10 protein-coding genes are annotated in these 15,784 nt (G+C 43.9%); 5 read left to right on the top strand and 5 right to left on the bottom strand.

Going from position 1 to position 15,784, the window contains the following annotated elements; genetic code table 11:
• Window positions 1-135: 135 nt before the first annotated feature.
• Window positions 136-471 (top strand): hypothetical protein, encoded by a 336-nt coding sequence (locus tag K5Q73_RS19350; RefSeq protein ID WP_220760700.1) that lies wholly within the window; start codon window positions 136-138, stop codon window positions 469-471.
• 45 nt (window positions 472-516) lie between these two features.
• Here K5Q73_RS19350 and K5Q73_RS19345 read toward each other — a convergent pair whose 3' ends face one another.
• Together K5Q73_RS19345 and pabB are read right to left on the bottom strand one after the other, a co-directional pair.
• The gene (locus K5Q73_RS19345) at window positions 517-1,113 is read right to left on the bottom strand and encodes a CoA pyrophosphatase (protein WP_220760698.1); all 597 of its coding nucleotides are present in this window, start codon (window positions 1,111-1,113) and stop codon (window positions 517-519) included.
• Between the two features lie 64 nt (window positions 1,114-1,177).
• Entirely contained in the window at window positions 1,178-2,650 is a 1,473-nt protein-coding gene (pabB, locus tag K5Q73_RS19340) for an aminodeoxychorismate synthase component I (protein WP_220760696.1), read from the bottom strand.
• Between the two features lie 177 nt (window positions 2,651-2,827).
• Between pabB and K5Q73_RS19335 the strand changes: the two genes are divergently transcribed.
• Window positions 2,828-4,348, top strand: coding sequence for a fumarate hydratase (locus K5Q73_RS19335; protein WP_374706888.1), 1,521 nt, complete (start codon window positions 2,828-2,830; stop codon window positions 4,346-4,348).
• A gap of 294 nt (window positions 4,349-4,642) precedes the next feature.
• The gene (locus tag K5Q73_RS19330) at window positions 4,643-6,706 is read left to right on the top strand and encodes a S9 family peptidase (protein ID WP_220760692.1); all 2,064 of its coding nucleotides are present in this window, start codon (window positions 4,643-4,645) and stop codon (window positions 6,704-6,706) included.
• A 181-nt stretch (window positions 6,707-6,887) separates the two neighbouring features.
• Here the strand turns inward: K5Q73_RS19330 and K5Q73_RS19325 are convergent, their stop codons facing one another.
• Window positions 6,888-7,469: a prepilin-type N-terminal cleavage/methylation domain-containing protein gene (locus K5Q73_RS19325; protein WP_220760690.1), complete on the bottom strand. Its 582-nt coding sequence runs from the start codon at window positions 7,467-7,469 to the stop codon at window positions 6,888-6,890.
• 390 nt (window positions 7,470-7,859) lie between these two features.
• Window positions 7,860-9,440: an isocitrate lyase gene (locus K5Q73_RS19320; RefSeq protein ID WP_220760688.1), complete on the bottom strand. Its 1,581-nt coding sequence runs from the start codon at window positions 9,438-9,440 to the stop codon at window positions 7,860-7,862.
• 110 nt (window positions 9,441-9,550) lie between these two features.
• Between K5Q73_RS19320 and K5Q73_RS19315 the strand changes: the two genes are divergently transcribed.
• Together K5Q73_RS19315 and K5Q73_RS19310 are read left to right on the top strand one after the other, a co-directional pair.
• A complete protein-coding gene (locus tag K5Q73_RS19315; RefSeq protein ID WP_220760686.1) occupies window positions 9,551-10,495 on the top strand; it encodes a LysR family transcriptional regulator in 945 nt (314 codons plus the stop codon).
• Window positions 10,496-10,710: 215 nt separating this feature from the next.
• Window positions 10,711-12,882, top strand: a complete 2,172-nt coding sequence (locus K5Q73_RS19310) for a malate synthase G (protein WP_220760684.1) — start codon at window positions 10,711-10,713, stop codon at window positions 12,880-12,882.
• Window positions 12,883-13,031: 149 nt separating this feature from the next.
• On the opposite strand, the gene adhE is transcribed toward K5Q73_RS19310, so the two are convergent.
• Complete coding sequence (adhE, locus tag K5Q73_RS19305) at window positions 13,032-15,647, bottom strand: bifunctional acetaldehyde-CoA/alcohol dehydrogenase (RefSeq protein ID WP_220760682.1); 2,616 nt, start codon at window positions 15,645-15,647, stop codon at window positions 13,032-13,034.
• Between the last annotated feature and the right edge of the window lie 137 nt (window positions 15,648-15,784).

The following is a 15,784-nucleotide window of genomic DNA, read 5'->3' as shown; positions in this document are numbered from 1 at the left end:
AACGAAACGTTTTTTTAAATAATTTGGAGGTTTATATTACCTGTATAAACGCTTTTCTCAAGTGGAAAGTAGGGTATCTTGGTACCTAAATTGTTATTCTGACGACAATCATGACAAAAATGATGGACGGCTTGCATGAATAGAACAAAATTCTTCCAATTCTTGTTATCGACCTTGTCCATTATTGGTTGGTCTTTGGCGATTTATGCCTTACTTATTTTTGATAAAGCGCGCCCTGATACTGCTATTGGTTATTATCAGAGTAAGGGAGCGTCGGTAAGATTAGAGTGGGATCCAAGCCAAACAGTATTACTGGAACATATTATTTGGGTTTGTGCGGGCTTAAGCTTTGTTAATTTAGCTTTCAATTTTTATGTCGCACATCATAGCCGTCTTGGCTGGTGGGTCAATATTCCACTTTTGTTTACCTGCTCTTTAGCGGCGGGCTTGTATATTCGCTTCGTAGTATAAAGCTGAGATTGCATAAGTATAGATAAATAGCTAGGTTAAACAGGGCTAACTTCTAACTGGATTAGCGCTGACCTGCCTGCAAAGTAAATCAATCATTGCCGCTGTTGCGCCCCATATAAAATATTCTTGATAGGGGATAAAGTGCACAGGATATTCAATTCCCTTTCGACTAAAGCGCTGTGTATGCCGATGATACTGTTTAAGTAAATATGACAGGGGCACAGTAAAGTACTCATCGACTTCGCCAGGATCTAACACTGGACGAAAAGTTTGTTTAACAATACCGACGAAAGGGGTTATCTCAAAACCCGTGAAGGTCTTGTGGGCGGGAAGGGAGCCGATTATCTCGACATTTGAGCGCTGCAAGCCAATTTCTTCTTCAGCTTCCCTTAATGCGGTGATTTGATAACTTGAGTCTGACGCTTCCACTTTACCACCGGGGAAACTAATTTGCCCCGGGTGAGCGCGAAGATGAGTCGGTCTGCGAGTCAATATCAACTCCAATTCGTTATCGACCTCATAGAGAGCGATTAACACGGCAGCCTTACGAAGCTCCTTACTCAGCTCTTGACTTAAGTTAATTAAATCCAACTCTGGCAAAGTGTTAAGATTATACCTGAGTCTAAACTCTGCCAGTTTCATTGGGTATCCTTTCTGATATTAGGTCTTAGTTTCAGTTTGTTACTTTCTAGATGCTAGCCTTAGATTACATTTGTGACAATACAGGCAAGATGCGGCTGACTTTATCGAAGCTTTCCTGATATTCGGCGTCAACTTTAGAGTCTGCAACGATCCCACCACCAGCCCAACAATAGAGGGTTCCTCCAGCGTCAGGAAGTAGCAGGTTTTTCTGACCGACCAAGGTGCGAATAGTGATGCTGGTATCCATATGGCCATCTTGGCTTATGTAGCCTATAGAACCACAATAGATACTTCTTCTAGACGGTTCAAGCTCTTCGATGATCTCCATTGCGCGGATCTTTGGAGCCCCAGTAATCGAGCCGCCAGGGAAGCAGGCCTGTAACAAATCTGTAGGACAAAGGTCTGGTTGCAGAGTGGCGGTCACAGTGCTTACGAGGTGATGCACGGCTGGAAAGCTCTCGATGTCAAAAAGGTGAGGTACTTTGACACTTCCTGGTGTGGCGACCTTTCCGATATCGTTACGCAGTAGATCAACAATCATCAAGTTTTCCGCGCGATCTTTCTCAGAGCCTTTGAGTTGCTCAGCAAGTTGTTTATCTCGTTGAGGGTCTTTATCTCTAGGCATGGTGCCCTTAATGGGTTTAGTTTGCACATTACCTTGTTGATGTTGGATAAAGCGCTCAGGGGATATCGATAATATGGCATGTTGCTCAAAGCGGATAAACGCCGAGAAGGGCGCACCATTGGTTTGACGCAATGTCTTATACGCTTGCCACTCATCACCTTTATAATTGGCACTAAAACGTTGAGTTAAGTTAATTTGATAACAATCGCCGCTATGAAGGTACTCCTGAACCTGAGCAAACCTTTGTCTATATTCTAGTGCTGACAGTTGGTTGCGCCATTGCCCATCGAGTGTAAAAGTTTTAGCTAACTTAAGTTGTGACGCTTGGGCACCAAGCACAAGAGTATTGAGCCTCTGTTCGAGTTCATCTAACGCCTGTACAGAGCGATAATGCACTAAATGCCAGCACTTGGACTGATAATCGAACACTAGAGCCCAGTCGTAACAGCCAAGGTTCATTTCAGGCAGCGATATATCTTTGTCAGCAATCGCAGGCAGCTTTTCAATATCTCGGGCGAGATCATAACTAAAGCTGCCCATAACGCCACCAGAAAACAAAAATGGGCTCTGTTTCTTTTCAGGATAGTATTCGAGCATCAGCTGCTTAACGACGTCAAAGGGCTTATCAGAAACTTTTATGATGCTAGGTTCTAGTTGCTGAACCTGCTCTCCAAGAATATGTAGCGGCGTTCTATCTTTTGAGCGCGTCACAATTGTTGATTGAGACTGAGTCACAAGCGTGGCAATAGGCTCTGCACAGATCACATCAAACTTTGCATCCACGTGATCGGCATCAGCTGAATCGAGTAAAATTGACCAAGGCAAATCTGAAAAATGCTCAAAAACTTGAGTAGTGCTTAAATTCCAATCAAGACGCTTCGAAAAAACTGCATTTTGCGTCAATCTGTTCATCTGTTAACCCTATCTAAAATGTGATGTTTAACTCAAACTCGCGAAAGAGTATCATAATGCTTACACAAGTAATAAAAACAAAACATGTGAGCTTTAAAGACGGCTGAAGTCGGTCATGCTAGTAATGCCAGCGTGAATTCAGCCAATTAATAAGTGTCTGCTAAAAAGGAAGTGTCTGTGAGCAAAGAAGTCCCTGTAATCAAGCAAGCCGATCTCATTGAAAGCGTTGCTGATGCCCTACAATATATCTCTTATTATCACCCAAAAGACTTTGTTGATTCTATGGCTGAAGCCTATGAACGCGAACAAAGCCCTGCAGCTAAAGACGCGATTGCGCAAATTCTTATCAATTCTCGTATGTCTGCCGAAGGTAAACGTCCACTTTGCCAAGATACAGGTATTGTGACCTGCTTTGTTAAGATAGGTATGGCAGTGCAATGGGATAAGACAGACTTAACCGTCCAAGAGATGGTTGATGAAGGTGTACGCCGTGCTTATACCAATCCAGATAACCCGCTTCGTGCTTCGATTGTTGCCGATCCCGCTGGTGGACGTAAAAATACCAAAGACAACACACCGTCTGTTGTACATGTTGAAATGGTTCCAGGAAACCATGTTGATGTGGCGATTGCAGCTAAAGGCGGTGGCTCTGAAAACAAGTCTAAGATGGTAATGCTTAACCCATCTGATGATATTGCAGCTTGGGTCGAGAAAACACTTCCAACTATGGGAGCGGGTTGGTGCCCGCCAGGAATGCTAGGTATAGGTATTGGCGGTACTGCTGAAAAAGCAGCAGTAATGGCTAAAGAGTCGTTAATGGATCCTGTTGATATCCATGAGCTACAAGCTCTCGGCGCCCAAACGACCGATGAGAAGTTACGTTTAGACATTTTTGAACGCTCTAATAAGCTAGGTATTGGTGCACAAGGTCTAGGTGGTGTCACTACAGTGCTGGATATCAAAATCAAGTCAGCCCCAACACATGCAGCATCTAAGCCTGTTGTGATGATCCCTAACTGCGCCGCGACTCGTCATGTACATTTTCACCTAGACGGTACAGGTCCTGCTGATTTAACGCCTCCATCACTAGAAGACTGGCCTGAAATTACTTGGGAAGTCGGTGAAAGCGTTCGCCGAGTCGACTTAAACACGGTAACACAAGCTGAAATGGAGCAGTGGAAGAGTGGTGATACCTTGTTACTGAATGGCAAGATGCTTACCGGTCGTGACGCGGCGCATAAGCGTATTCAAAGCTTAATTGAAAGCGGAGAAGGCTTACCAGAAGGTGTCGACTTCAAAGGCAAGTTTATCTACTACGTTGGCCCAGTCGATCCTGTAGGTGATGAAGTGGTAGGCCCTGCTGGCCCAACAACGGCAACCCGTATGGATAAGTTTACCGACCTTATGCTAGATAAGACGGGCTTGATGGGCATGATTGGTAAAGCTGAGCGTGGACCTGCGACCGTAGAATCAATTAAGAAACATAAATCTTGTTACTTGATGGCCGTTGGCGGCGCAGCGTACCTAGTATCTAAGGCGATTAAGCACTCTCGTGTGGTTGCTTTTGAAGAGCTTGGTATGGAAGCTATTTATGAGTTCGACGTTAAGGATATGCCCGTAACTGTCGCTGTAGACTCTGATGGCGTTAATGCCCATGAAACAGGGCCAGCCATTTGGAAGGTTAAGCTAGAAGGTTAAGCCAACGTCTTAGCGAGTCGTTTCGTCAAATGGATGCCGGTTGAAATAATTTGTTGCAGTCGGTATTGAGAGAAAGGCTTAGGCATATTGCCTAAGCCCTTTATTTTGGCTAATGTGCTGAACAACTCGTAGAAAATGCTGACTATTTTGATAAATACTTATTCCAATTACGTTGTCTTAGGGTGATATCTTAGGGTGATGTCCATGGCTGGTATTTATGTAAATTAGGCTTATGCAATCTAAAAGTCACAAATTGAATCAAGAACCATTAACTATAAAAATAAGATAATTACGATGAAAAAAACTGCAATCATAATGGCGCTTGCATCTGCTGGCGCGGTATTTAGCGCTCAGGCTGCATCTACAGCACCTTTTACCGTTCAAGACCTCGTGAAAATGAATAAGCTACATTCGGCTGCATTGTCGAATGATGGCGAAAAAATCGTATATGCCGTGAAAAATATTGATGCAGAAGGGGAGTCCACGACGGATCTCTATTTGCAACAACTTAACGGCTCTACAGCTATTAAACAGCTAACTAGCGCTGCAGGCACTGAACATAGTGTTGCGTTTGGCCCGAACGATAAAAATATCTATTTCTTAGCTGCACGTAACGGTTCAAGCCAAATCTACAAGCTTGCACTAGATGGTGGTGAAGCCATTCAGGTCACTGATTTCCCACTAGACGTTGAAGGCTTTAAGTTATCGCAAGATGGCAAACAAGCTGTTGTTAATATGCGTGTGTTCCCTGAATGTACAGATTTAGCCTGTTCAAAAGATAAGTTCACCGCAGAAGCTGAGCGTGACACCACAGGCCGTGAATATAAGCAGCTTATGGTGCGTCATTGGGATACTTGGAGTGATCACTCAAGAAGTCATTTGTTTGTTGCCCAATTAAATGGTGAGAATGTAAATGGGGCTAAAGTGACTGAAGCTGTTGATGTCACAGCGGGCCTTGATACTGAAACGCCGCCGAAGCCATTCTCTGGCATGGAAGAAGTGACTTTTACTCCTGATGGCAAGCATGTGGTTTATGCGGCTAAAGCCCCTGGCAAAGACCAAGCTTGGATCACTAACTACGATTTATGGAAAGTCAGTGTTGCTGGTGGGACGGCTGAGAACTTAACTGAAGCGAATAAAGCGTGGGATGCACATCCTACTTATTCTGCTGACGGTCGTTATTTGGCTTATTTCGCTATGAGCAAGCCTGGTTTTGAAGCTGACCGTTACCGTATAATGTTGCGAGATACAGTTACAGGCCAAGAAAAAGAAGTGGCGCCGTTATGGGATCGTAGCCCAAGTTCTTTAGCATTTGGTAAAGATAACAAGACTCTGTACGTAACGGCTCAAGATGTTGGCCAAGTGTCTATTTTTGAAGTTAACACCCAGTTTGGCGATGTAAAAACTATCTACAACGAAGGTAGCAACAGCATTGTTGGCGTGAATAACGACAAGATTATCTTTAGCCATAAATCACTGGTTGAGCCAGGCGATCTTTATAGCGTTAACCTTGATGGCCAAAACCTTAATCGTTTAACCGACGTCAACAAAGACAAGCTAGCAAAAGTTAAGTTTGGCGAATACCAGCAATTTAGCTTTAAAGGCTGGAACAACGAAGAGGTTTACGGTTACTGGATCAAGCCTGCAAACTATAAAGCGGGCGAGAAGTACCCAATTGCCTTTTTAGTGCACGGCGGCCCACAAGGCTCGTTTGGTAACTCATTTAGCAGCCGTTGGAACCCTCAGTTATGGGCAGGCGCCGGTTACGGCGTTGTGATGATTGATTTCCATGGCTCTACGGGCTATGGACAAGCCTTTACCGATTCAATTACTCAAGATTGGGGTGGTAAGCCACTTGAAGATCTTCAAAAAGGTTTAGCGGCTGTAACTAAGCAGCAGAAGTGGCTAGATGGCGATAATGCATGTGCGCTAGGTGGCTCTTACGGCGGTTACATGATGAACTGGATCCAAGGTAACTGGAATGATGGCTTTAAGTGTCTAGTCAACCATGCTGGTCTATTCGATATGCGCTCTATGTACTATGTAACGGAAGAGCTTTGGTTCCCAGAGTTTGAGTTCGGTGGAACATACGAGAAAAACAAAGAGCTGTATGAGAAGTTCAACCCAGTTAATTATGTAGAGAACTGGCAGACACCTATGCTAGTTATCCACGGTGAGAAAGATTTCCGCGTTCCTTATGGCCAGGGCTTAGCAGCCTTTACCTATATGCAGCGTAATGGGATCCCATCAGAGCTACTCATCTACCCAGATGAAAACCACTGGATCCTAAACCCAGATAACCTTGAGCAGTGGTATGCCAATGTGCTTGGTTGGATGGATCGCTGGACTGAAAAATAAACCAGCAACTGATACAAAGATAAAAGCCAGAACTTAAGTTCTGGCTTTTTGTTTCTCACGCTAATATCTATTCATTTAGTTGGAACTTAAAGAGTTACAGGTAAGCAGCGAACTTGAAACTAATAGTAATTCTATATCAATAGCTTCACAGTGCTTTGCCTCTAAACAGCTCTAATGCTCTCTAGCAGTCTCTGTCATATATTCGAACCCCATAGTCACGTATTGCGGTTGGAGAACTATATTCAACATGGCATTCAAATCTACCCGCTTTAATATCAGTCAGTTTATCTTGCCACTTGATGGGCACGATAGCCGTTGCCGATAAGTGCCTTGGCACACTGGTGAAAACAAATTCTGCTGTAGGCAAGCCAAAGGCGGTGCGATAGTTTTGGTTTACGACCTCACTAGAGGTCATTGGCGGCAATGGGTAACCTAAACTTACATAGAGCCGAGTCCCAGAAACATCGACAAAATATTCGCCCACCGATACGTCCCAGTTAAGGTGCCCACCACATTGGAAGCTACAGCCTATTAGTTTTTCAATGCTAGCAACTGAGCTCTTGCTATAAACCAATTGATTTTGGCCATTCAGATCCGCTGCAATACCATGTAACTGTGAAATTTGCGCGTCACGACTAAAGTCCACGAATTTGCTAGTGGCTATAACGGTAATAATGCTCAAAATAACGATAACCACGACTAATTCGATTAGGGTGAATCCAGCATCGTTTTTGGGGAGGGACTGTTTTCGTGTCAGTAGCATTACTTTGTCTCTTTATTTACAAAGCGCGCAAGGTTATCGACCTAATTGTTACCAAACAAGGCTGGATTGATACATTGTGATACAGCTTTCTCAAAGTGTTAACGTGCTCACGCTTTGGTGTTGTGGCTTGGTGATCTTAGGCTTGTTTTGTGTGTGCTATACAAACCTTTATTGAATTAAATTGATTGTTAATTGGTAGATTCTAAGTGAACGAGGTTATGCCTTGTGTAAACAGCAGGTTATAGAGCTATAAAGTTGAACGCTTATGGCGTGTGTAGCACTATTATGATTTTTCAAAATAAAAAGGCCTGCAATTAGCAGGCCTTTCATAATTAGCTCATTCAAGTAATAGAGTCCACTTCAAAAACTCATAACTCAATGACGACTTAGCTAAAATTGGTTCATGGTGTTGTCTTTACCTGATGCCTTCAAAGCTTGGTCACCAGAGAAGTATTCTTTGTGATCATCACCCATATCAGAACCTGCCATATTTTGGTGCTTAACACAGGCAATGCCTTGACGGATCTCTTTACGCTGAACATTTGCTACATAACCCAGCATACCTTGATCACCGAAGTACTCTTTAGCTAAGTTATCTGTTGATAGCGCAGCGGTATGGTAAGTCGGCAATGTAATCAAGTGGTGGAAAATACCCGCTTCACGTGCTGCATCAGCTTGGAAAGTACGGATCTTTTCATCAGCCTGTACCGCAAGCTCAGTATTGTCGTAATCGATGCTCATAAGCTTGTCACGATCATAGGCTGATACATCTTGCCCTGCATCGTTCATTGCATCAAATACCTGCTGACGGAAGTTTAGTGTCCAGTTAAACGAAGGCGAGTTGTTATAGACAAGCTTTGCGTTAGGCACTGTTTCTCGGATCTTATTTACCATAGCGCCAATCTGAGCGACATGAGGCTTCTCTGTTTCAATCCAAAGTAGATCTGCACCGTTTTGTAGCGAAGTAATACAATCAAGCACACAGCGCTCTTCACCTGTACCTTTACGGAACTGGAATAAACCATTTGGTAGGCGAGAAGGCTTAACAAGTTGACCATTTTGTTGGAATACAACATCGCCATTAGCAAGGTTCGCTGCATCTACTGGCTCTACCTGTAAGAATGAGTTGTATTGGTCGCCTAAGTCACCAGCTTCATTGGTTACGGCAATCTTTTGTGTAAGACCTGCGCCTAATGAGTCAGTACGCGCCACAATAACACCGTCATCGATACCAAGTTCAAGGAATGCGTAACGAACGGCGTTGATTTTAGCTAGGAACTCAACGTGCGGCACGGTAACTTTACCGTCTTGGTGACCACATTGCTTAACATCAGATACTTGGTTTTCAAGCTGAATACAACATGCTCCAGCTTCAATCATCTGCTTGGCCATTAGGTATGTCGCTTCTTCGTTACCAAAACCGGCGTCGATATCGGCAATAATTGGTACAACATGAGTTTCAAAGTTATCGATCTTCGCTTGGATTGCAGGCTTTTCAGATTCAGTTGCAGTATCTAACTGACGGAACAAACCGCCCAATTCACGTGCATCAGCTTGGCGCAGAAAGGTGTATAGCTCTTTAATAAGCGAAGCGACAGAAGTTTTCTCATGCATTGATTGGTCAGGAAGGGGACCAAATTCGCTTCTTAGCGCTGCAACCATCCAGCCAGATAGGTAAAGGTAGCGACGCTTAGTGGTAAGCAGATGCTTTTTAATAGAAATCATTTTTTGCTGGCCGATAAAACCATGCCAACAGCCCAAAGATTGCGTGTACTGCGACGAATCCTTATCGTAGTTGTCCATATCTTCGCGCATTATTTTTGCAGTGTACTTAGCAATATCAAGCCCGGTTTTGAATTTATTTTGCAGACGCATGCGTGCTACAGATTCAGGGTTAATTGCGTTCCATGCACTACCTTCAGCATTAATCAAGGTAGCAGCTGCATCGATGTTTGCTCTGTAATTTGTCATGTGTCTATTCCTTTAACAATATGATTAGCGGCGATTGATTACGTTGAAAATATTAGTAAGATTTGTTTAAATAAGTCTAATTTATAGTTTCTATATCCGGTATTTATCTTATGAATATATCTCGTATCGATCTGAATTTGTTGGTTTATCTAGATGTGCTGCTACGTGAAAAAAATGTTACAAAGGCTGCGGATCAGCTAGGGATCAGTCAACCAGCCATGAGTAATGGCTTAAAGCGGTTGAGAGTATTATTTGATGATCCACTACTGATCCGTACCAGTCAGGGCATGACACCGACTGAGCGAGCACAGGAGCTGCAGCCAACTATTAGTGAGCTCATTATAGGCCTTGAGAAAGCGGTACAACCCAGAGCTGAGTTTAATGCTGCTGAGAGTGAGCAAGTGTTTCGAGTGATGGCCAGCGATTACGCCGAAGCAACACTTATCCCGCCACTGATCGCCAGACTGCGCACCGAGGCACCTAATGTTATTCTTGATATTATGACACCCAGTGACGTGAGCTTTCCCGATGTAGAGCAAGGACGTGTCGATATGGTTATTAATCGTTTTGACAGTATCCCGCAATCATTTCATCAGAAAGTGTTGTGGAGTGATGACTTTAGCTGCTTGATTAGTAAGACCAACCCTGTACTGGATAACTTCTGTTTGGACAGTTATTTAAAAGCTAACCATGTCTGGGTAAGTAAAACAGGAATGGGAGTTGGCGTTGGCATGGATCCCGGCGATGTGCAAAGACTAGGCTGGGTTGATGAAGCGCTCACCCGAATTGGTGTACAAAGACGGATCACAGTGTTCACTCGTCATTATCAAGCGGCTTGTTTGTTAGCCGAGCAACAAGATTTGATTGCTACCATACCAAGTAAGATGGCAAAGCAGCATGAAAATAATGAACGAGTCTGTATCGTGCCGCCACCGTTTATCATTCAGCCTATTGCACTGACAATGGCATGGAGTCCACTTCTACAACACAATCCTGCTCATAAATGGATGCGGCAACTGATCACTCAAACTGCAGATAGTTTTGGCCGTAATTAAGCTTGTTGATGCTAGTGCTAAGCGTAGATTTACATTTAATGGCGTTTAATCCAAAGAATGGTTGTGTAATTAGTTTGGTGAATACTGGTAATACAGGGTATAAATTTCATAAATAAGGCAGGCTTGGTATAGGCTAGTTGAGTATGACTTAATTAGATTACGGGCAAATGGAATACCATTACTCTACATCACAAATGGATAGATAAGGGCATATTATGACTGCAAGGATCCGAGTCGGTGGTTTACAAATTGCTAAATCACTTTGGGAATTAGTTGATAGCGAGATCTGTCCTGGAACTGGGATCAGTTCACAGATTTTCTGGACAAAATTTGAAGAGATAGTCAACGAACTTGGCCCAGTCAATAGACAGTTACTCGTTAAACGTGAACAATTACAGGCTCAAATTGATGAATGGCATAAGGGGAATGCACAGCAATCCTTTGACTCGAATCAATATAAGCAGTTTCTCACCGATATAGGTTATCTAGTCAAAGAGGGCGAGCCTTTTAGCATCGCTACCGAGAATGTAGATTTAGAGATCACCACGCAAGCAGGACCTCAGTTGGTTGTGCCAGTTAAAAATGCACGTTTTGCATTGAATGCCGCTAACGCACGTTGGGGCAGCCTATACGATGCCCTATATGGTACCGATGCGATTCCTCAAACAGATGGTGCAGAGATAACAAAAGCCTACAATCCTGTGCGTGGCAAACAAGTTATAGCTTTTGCTAAAAACCTTTTAGATAGAGCAGCGCCATTAGCATCAGGGCAACACAGTCAAGTGACCCGTTACTTTATAGAAGATAATGGCTTAAAGGTTATACTAGAAAACGGTGAGCAGACAGTACTCGTTGAGCCAAATAAGTTTGTAGGTTTTAAAGGTGAGGCTCAAACACCATCGGCGCTATTACTCGTTAATAATGCTTTGCATATCGAGATCCAAATCAACCCCGATAGTTTGATCGGCAGGACAGATCCCGCTGGAGTAAAAGATCTGCTCGTCGAAGCTGCTGTCACCACCATTATGGATTGTGAAGACTCAGTTGCAGCGGTTGACGCCGAAGATAAAGTGGAAGTTTACCGTAATTGGCTTGGCTTGATGCAAGGCAATCTAACAGCTTGTTTGAATAAAAATGGCAAAGAGATCGTACGTGAGCTCAACAATGACAGAGTATACAAAGGCACTAATGGCCAGAGTATGACGCTTCCTGGGCGTAGCCTGCTGTTTAGCCGTAATGTGGGCCACTTGATGACAAACGATGCCGTGCTCGATATAAATGGTGAGCCAGTGCCTGAAGGGATCCTTGATGGTATGGTGACGGTACTTGCAGCGATGCACGACCTTAAAGGCAATAATAATCAGCGCAGTAATAGCCGAAAAGGTTCGGTTAATATCGTTAAACCAAAAATGCATGGCCCGGAAGAAGTTCAATTCACCTGTGACCTGTTTACACGCATAGAAGATGCGTTAAAGCTGTCGCGTAATACCATTAAAGTCGGGATCATGGATGAAGAGCGTAGAACGACGATTAACCTTAAAGAGTGCATTCGTGCGGCGCAGGAGCGTGTGGTCTTTATCAATACAGGTTTCTTAGATAGAACCGGTGATGAAATCCATACCTCGATGTTGGCTGGGCCATTCGTGCCCAAATCAGTGATGAAACAACAGGCGTGGATCAAGGCCTATGAAGATTGGAACGTAGATATTGGCCTAGAGTGTGGTTTACAAGGCCGTTCACAAATAGGTAAAGGCATGTGGCCAATGCCAGATGAGATGGCTGCAATGCTAGAACAGAAAATAGGTCACCCTAAAGCGGGAGCCAATACGGCTTGGGTGCCATCGCCTAACGGTGCTGTTTTGCATGCGACTCACTATCATCAGGTTAATGTTAGACAGGTTCAAGATGAGCTTAAACAGCGCAAACGTGCAAGTTTAGATGATTTACTGACTATACCACTAATGCCTGAGGGAGAGCGACTCACTGCCGAGCAAAAACAGTTTGAGCTAGATAATAACGCTCAAGGTATATTAGGCTATGTGGTGCGCTGGATTGATCAAGGTGTTGGCTGCTCAAAGGTGCCGGATATCAATAACGTAGGCTTAATGGAAGATAGAGCTACCTTACGTATCTCGTCGCAATATCTAGCTAACTGGCTACACCATGGTGTGTGCACTAAAGACGAAGTTATGGCATCACTTAAGAAGATGGCAAAAGTGGTCGACAAGCAAAATCAAGCCGATAGTGAATATATTAATATGGCGCCAAGCTTTGATGGCATCGCCTTTAAAGCTGCATGTGACTTGATATTTAAAGGGGAAGAACAGCCATCAGGCTACACTGAGCCTTTATTGCATGCCTACCGCAAACAGGCAAAAGCAAAGTAAACGTCAGATTAAAGCTGTTTAGCCAAGTAGTGTCGAGTTTTAAAGGTTTATAACCTGGAATGCTAAAGGCTTTAAAAGACAAAAACCTAGCCAATATTGGCTAGGTTTTTATTAATTAAGCTGTGAAAGGCTATGGGGTGTGCTAAGTACTACTCATCGCAGTAATCATTACCGTAGTAACTCGCTAGTAGAACCTGCTTAAGCTCGGCAATCAGCGGGTAGCGAGGGTTGGCACCTGTGCATTGATCATCAAATGCATCTTCGGCGAGTTCATCTAGTTTGGAGAGGAAGTCGGCTTCGTTAACGCCTGCGGCTTGGATTGAGCATGGAATGCCAATCGTCTCCTTGAGCTCATCAATTTTTTTAATGAGCGCTTCGACTTTTTCTTCATCACTAACACCTTCACCTAAAGTACCTTCGAGTTTCAAATATTCTGCAATTTTTGCATAACGACACAGTGCTTTGGGTCTATCGTACTGACTAAAAGCGGCCTGTTTAGTTGGCATGTCTGTAGCGTTAAAACGGATCACATTACTGATCAGTAATGCATTGGCTAAACCGTGGGCTAAATGAAACTCTGCCCCTAGTTTATGTGCCATAGAGTGACAAATCCCTAAAAAGGCATTGGCAAACGCAATACCAGCAATGGTGGCGCCGTTATGAACCTTTTCTCTTGCGACAGGCGCATTTGCGCCATGCTCGTAGGCATCAGGTAAATGCTCAAATAATAAGTCTAGTGCTTGTAGAGCTTGGCCATCTGAATATTCGTTGGCCATTACGCTAACATACGCTTCTAGTGCGTGGGTTACCGCGTCGATACCACCAAAGGCGGTGAGGGATTTTGGCATGTCCATGACCAAGTTTGGATCAACGATTGCCATATTTGGCGTTAACTCATAATCAGCAATCGGGTATTTCATTCCCGTTTTCTCATCAGTAACCACTGCAAAAGGTGTTACTTCAGAGCCCGTGCCTGAGGTTGTAGGAATAGCCACCATTTTGGCTTTGCGACCTAGCTTTGGAAACTTATAGATCCGTTTAGTGATATCCATAAAGCGTAGCGCTAAATCGGCAAAATCGACATCGGGGTGCTCATACATTACCCAGATAATCTTAGCGGCATCCATAGGTGAACCGCCACCGAGTGCGATGATCACATCAGGTTGAAAGCTATGGGCTACTTTAGCGCCTTGCTTGACTATGTGCATCGTTGGGTCAGCTTCAACTTCATAAAAGACTTCGGTTTCTAGGCCTTGAGCTTTTAGGATCTTAATGGTTTCATCACAGTAGCCGTTATTGAACAGATACTTGTCAGTAACAATGAGCGCTCGTTTTTTGTCGTTTAATTCTTCAAGCGCAATAGGTAAGCTGCCACGCCTGAAATAGATAGAAGAGGGGAGTTTGTGCCACAACATATTTTCAGCTCTCTTAGCGACCATTTTCTTGTTAATTAGGTGACTTGGGCCAACGTTTTCAGAGATAGAGTTTCCGCCCCAAGAGCCACAGCCTAATGTTAATGAGGGGGCGAGTTTAAAGTTGTAGAGATCGCCGATCCCGCCTTGAGATGCAGGTGTGTTAATTAGAATTCTGGCTGTCTTCATTCTAAAGCCGAATGCTTTGACTCTGTCTGTTTGAGTGTCTTGATTGGTATACAAGCCTGAAGTATGACCAATACCACCTAAGGTCACGAGCGCCTCAGCTTTATCTACGGCGTCTTCAAAGTCCTTGGCGCGGTACATGGCAAGTAGTGGAGACAGTTTTTCGTGGGCAAAAGCTTCAGCCTCATCGATATTAGTGACTTCACCTATCAGTACTTTTGTTGAACGGTGAACTGATATGCCTGCCATTTCAGCAATTTGAGCCGCGCTTTGGCCGACAATATCCGCATTTAATCCGCCATTTTTCAGGATCACACTCTGCATGGCTTCAGTTTCAGCGACTGATAAAACGTAGCCACCATGGCTTGCGAACCTTTCTTTTACAATGTCATAAATGTCATCGACCACCACTACCGCTTGTTCTGAGGCGCAAACAACACCGTTGTCGAAGGTTTTAGACATCAATATAGAGCTAACAGCGCGTTTAATATCGGCAGTTTCGTCAATCACAATTGGTGTATTACCTGCACCCACACCAATGGCTGGTTTTCCTGAAGAGTAGGCGGCTTTAACCATTCCAGGGCCGCCAGTGGCCAAAATGAGATTAATATCTTTATGGGTCATTAATTGGTTCGATAAAGCAACTGATGGCTCATCAATCCAGCCAATGATATCTTTCGGTGCTCCAGCTGCAACGGCGGCTTCTAATACAAGGCGAGCGGCAGTGGTAGTAGAGTTCTTGGCTCGAGGATGGGGCGAGAAAATAATTCCGTTGCGGGTTTTAAGGCTGATTAATGCTTTAAAGATTGCGGTCGATGTTGGGTTCGTTGTTGGTACGATACCGCAGATGATACCGACGGGTTCAGCAATTGTAATGGTTCCGAATGTTGGATCTTCAGACAAGATCCCGCAGGTTTTTTCGTCTTTATATTTGTTGTAGATGTATTCTGAGGCAAAGTGGTTTTTAATCACTTTATCTTCAATGACCCCCATTTGGGTTTCTGCTGCGGCCATCTTAGCGAGTGAGATCCGCGCATCAGCAGCTGCGAGAGCTGCGGCTCTGAAAATTAGGTCGACTTGCTGCTGAGAATAGTTAGCGAATTCTTGCTGAGCCGCTCGTACTTTATCAACTAGGAGATTGAGTTCTTGCTCATTTGATACTGTCATAGTTGCAATCCTGAAAAAATTTAGCCAAACCGAATTTGGCTAAACATTCTCTAGTGCTCTAAAATCCTTTTGATGAAGAAAAATTACACGCAAAAGCGTCTATGAACTGTGACCCATGGCGCAAACAAGGGCGCTTA

Source organism: Shewanella sp. MBTL60-112-B2 (assembly GCF_019655055.1).
GTDB lineage: Bacteria > Pseudomonadota > Gammaproteobacteria > Enterobacterales > Shewanellaceae > Shewanella.
The sequence above is the reverse complement of the archived record's forward strand: the minus strand, read 5'-3'. Positions and strand labels throughout refer to the sequence as shown.

Bases quoted from the DNA above. Each gene is read 5' to 3' on its own strand.
- K5Q73_RS19315 (WP_220760686.1), top strand. From the start codon at position 9,551: ATGAATATATCTCGTATCGATCTGAATTTGTTGGTTTATCTAGATGTG.
- K5Q73_RS19320 (WP_220760688.1), bottom strand. From the start codon at position 9,440: ATGACAAATTACAGAGCAAACATCGATGCAGCTGCTACCTTGATTAAT.
- adhE (WP_220760682.1), bottom strand. From the start codon at position 15,647: ATGACAGTATCAAATGAGCAAGAACTCAATCTCCTAGTTGATAAAGTA.
- K5Q73_RS19310 (WP_220760684.1), top strand. From the start codon at position 10,711: ATGACTGCAAGGATCCGAGTCGGTGGTTTACAAATTGCTAAATCACTT.
- K5Q73_RS19345 (WP_220760698.1), bottom strand. From the start codon at position 1,113: ATGAAACTGGCAGAGTTTAGACTCAGGTATAATCTTAACACTTTGCCA.
- pabB (WP_220760696.1), bottom strand. From the start codon at position 2,650: ATGAACAGATTGACGCAAAATGCAGTTTTTTCGAAGCGTCTTGATTGG.
- K5Q73_RS19350 (WP_220760700.1), top strand. From the start codon at position 136: ATGAATAGAACAAAATTCTTCCAATTCTTGTTATCGACCTTGTCCATT.
- K5Q73_RS19325 (WP_220760690.1), bottom strand. From the start codon at position 7,469: ATGCTACTGACACGAAAACAGTCCCTCCCCAAAAACGATGCTGGATTC.
- K5Q73_RS19330 (WP_220760692.1), top strand. From the start codon at position 4,643: ATGAAAAAAACTGCAATCATAATGGCGCTTGCATCTGCTGGCGCGGTA.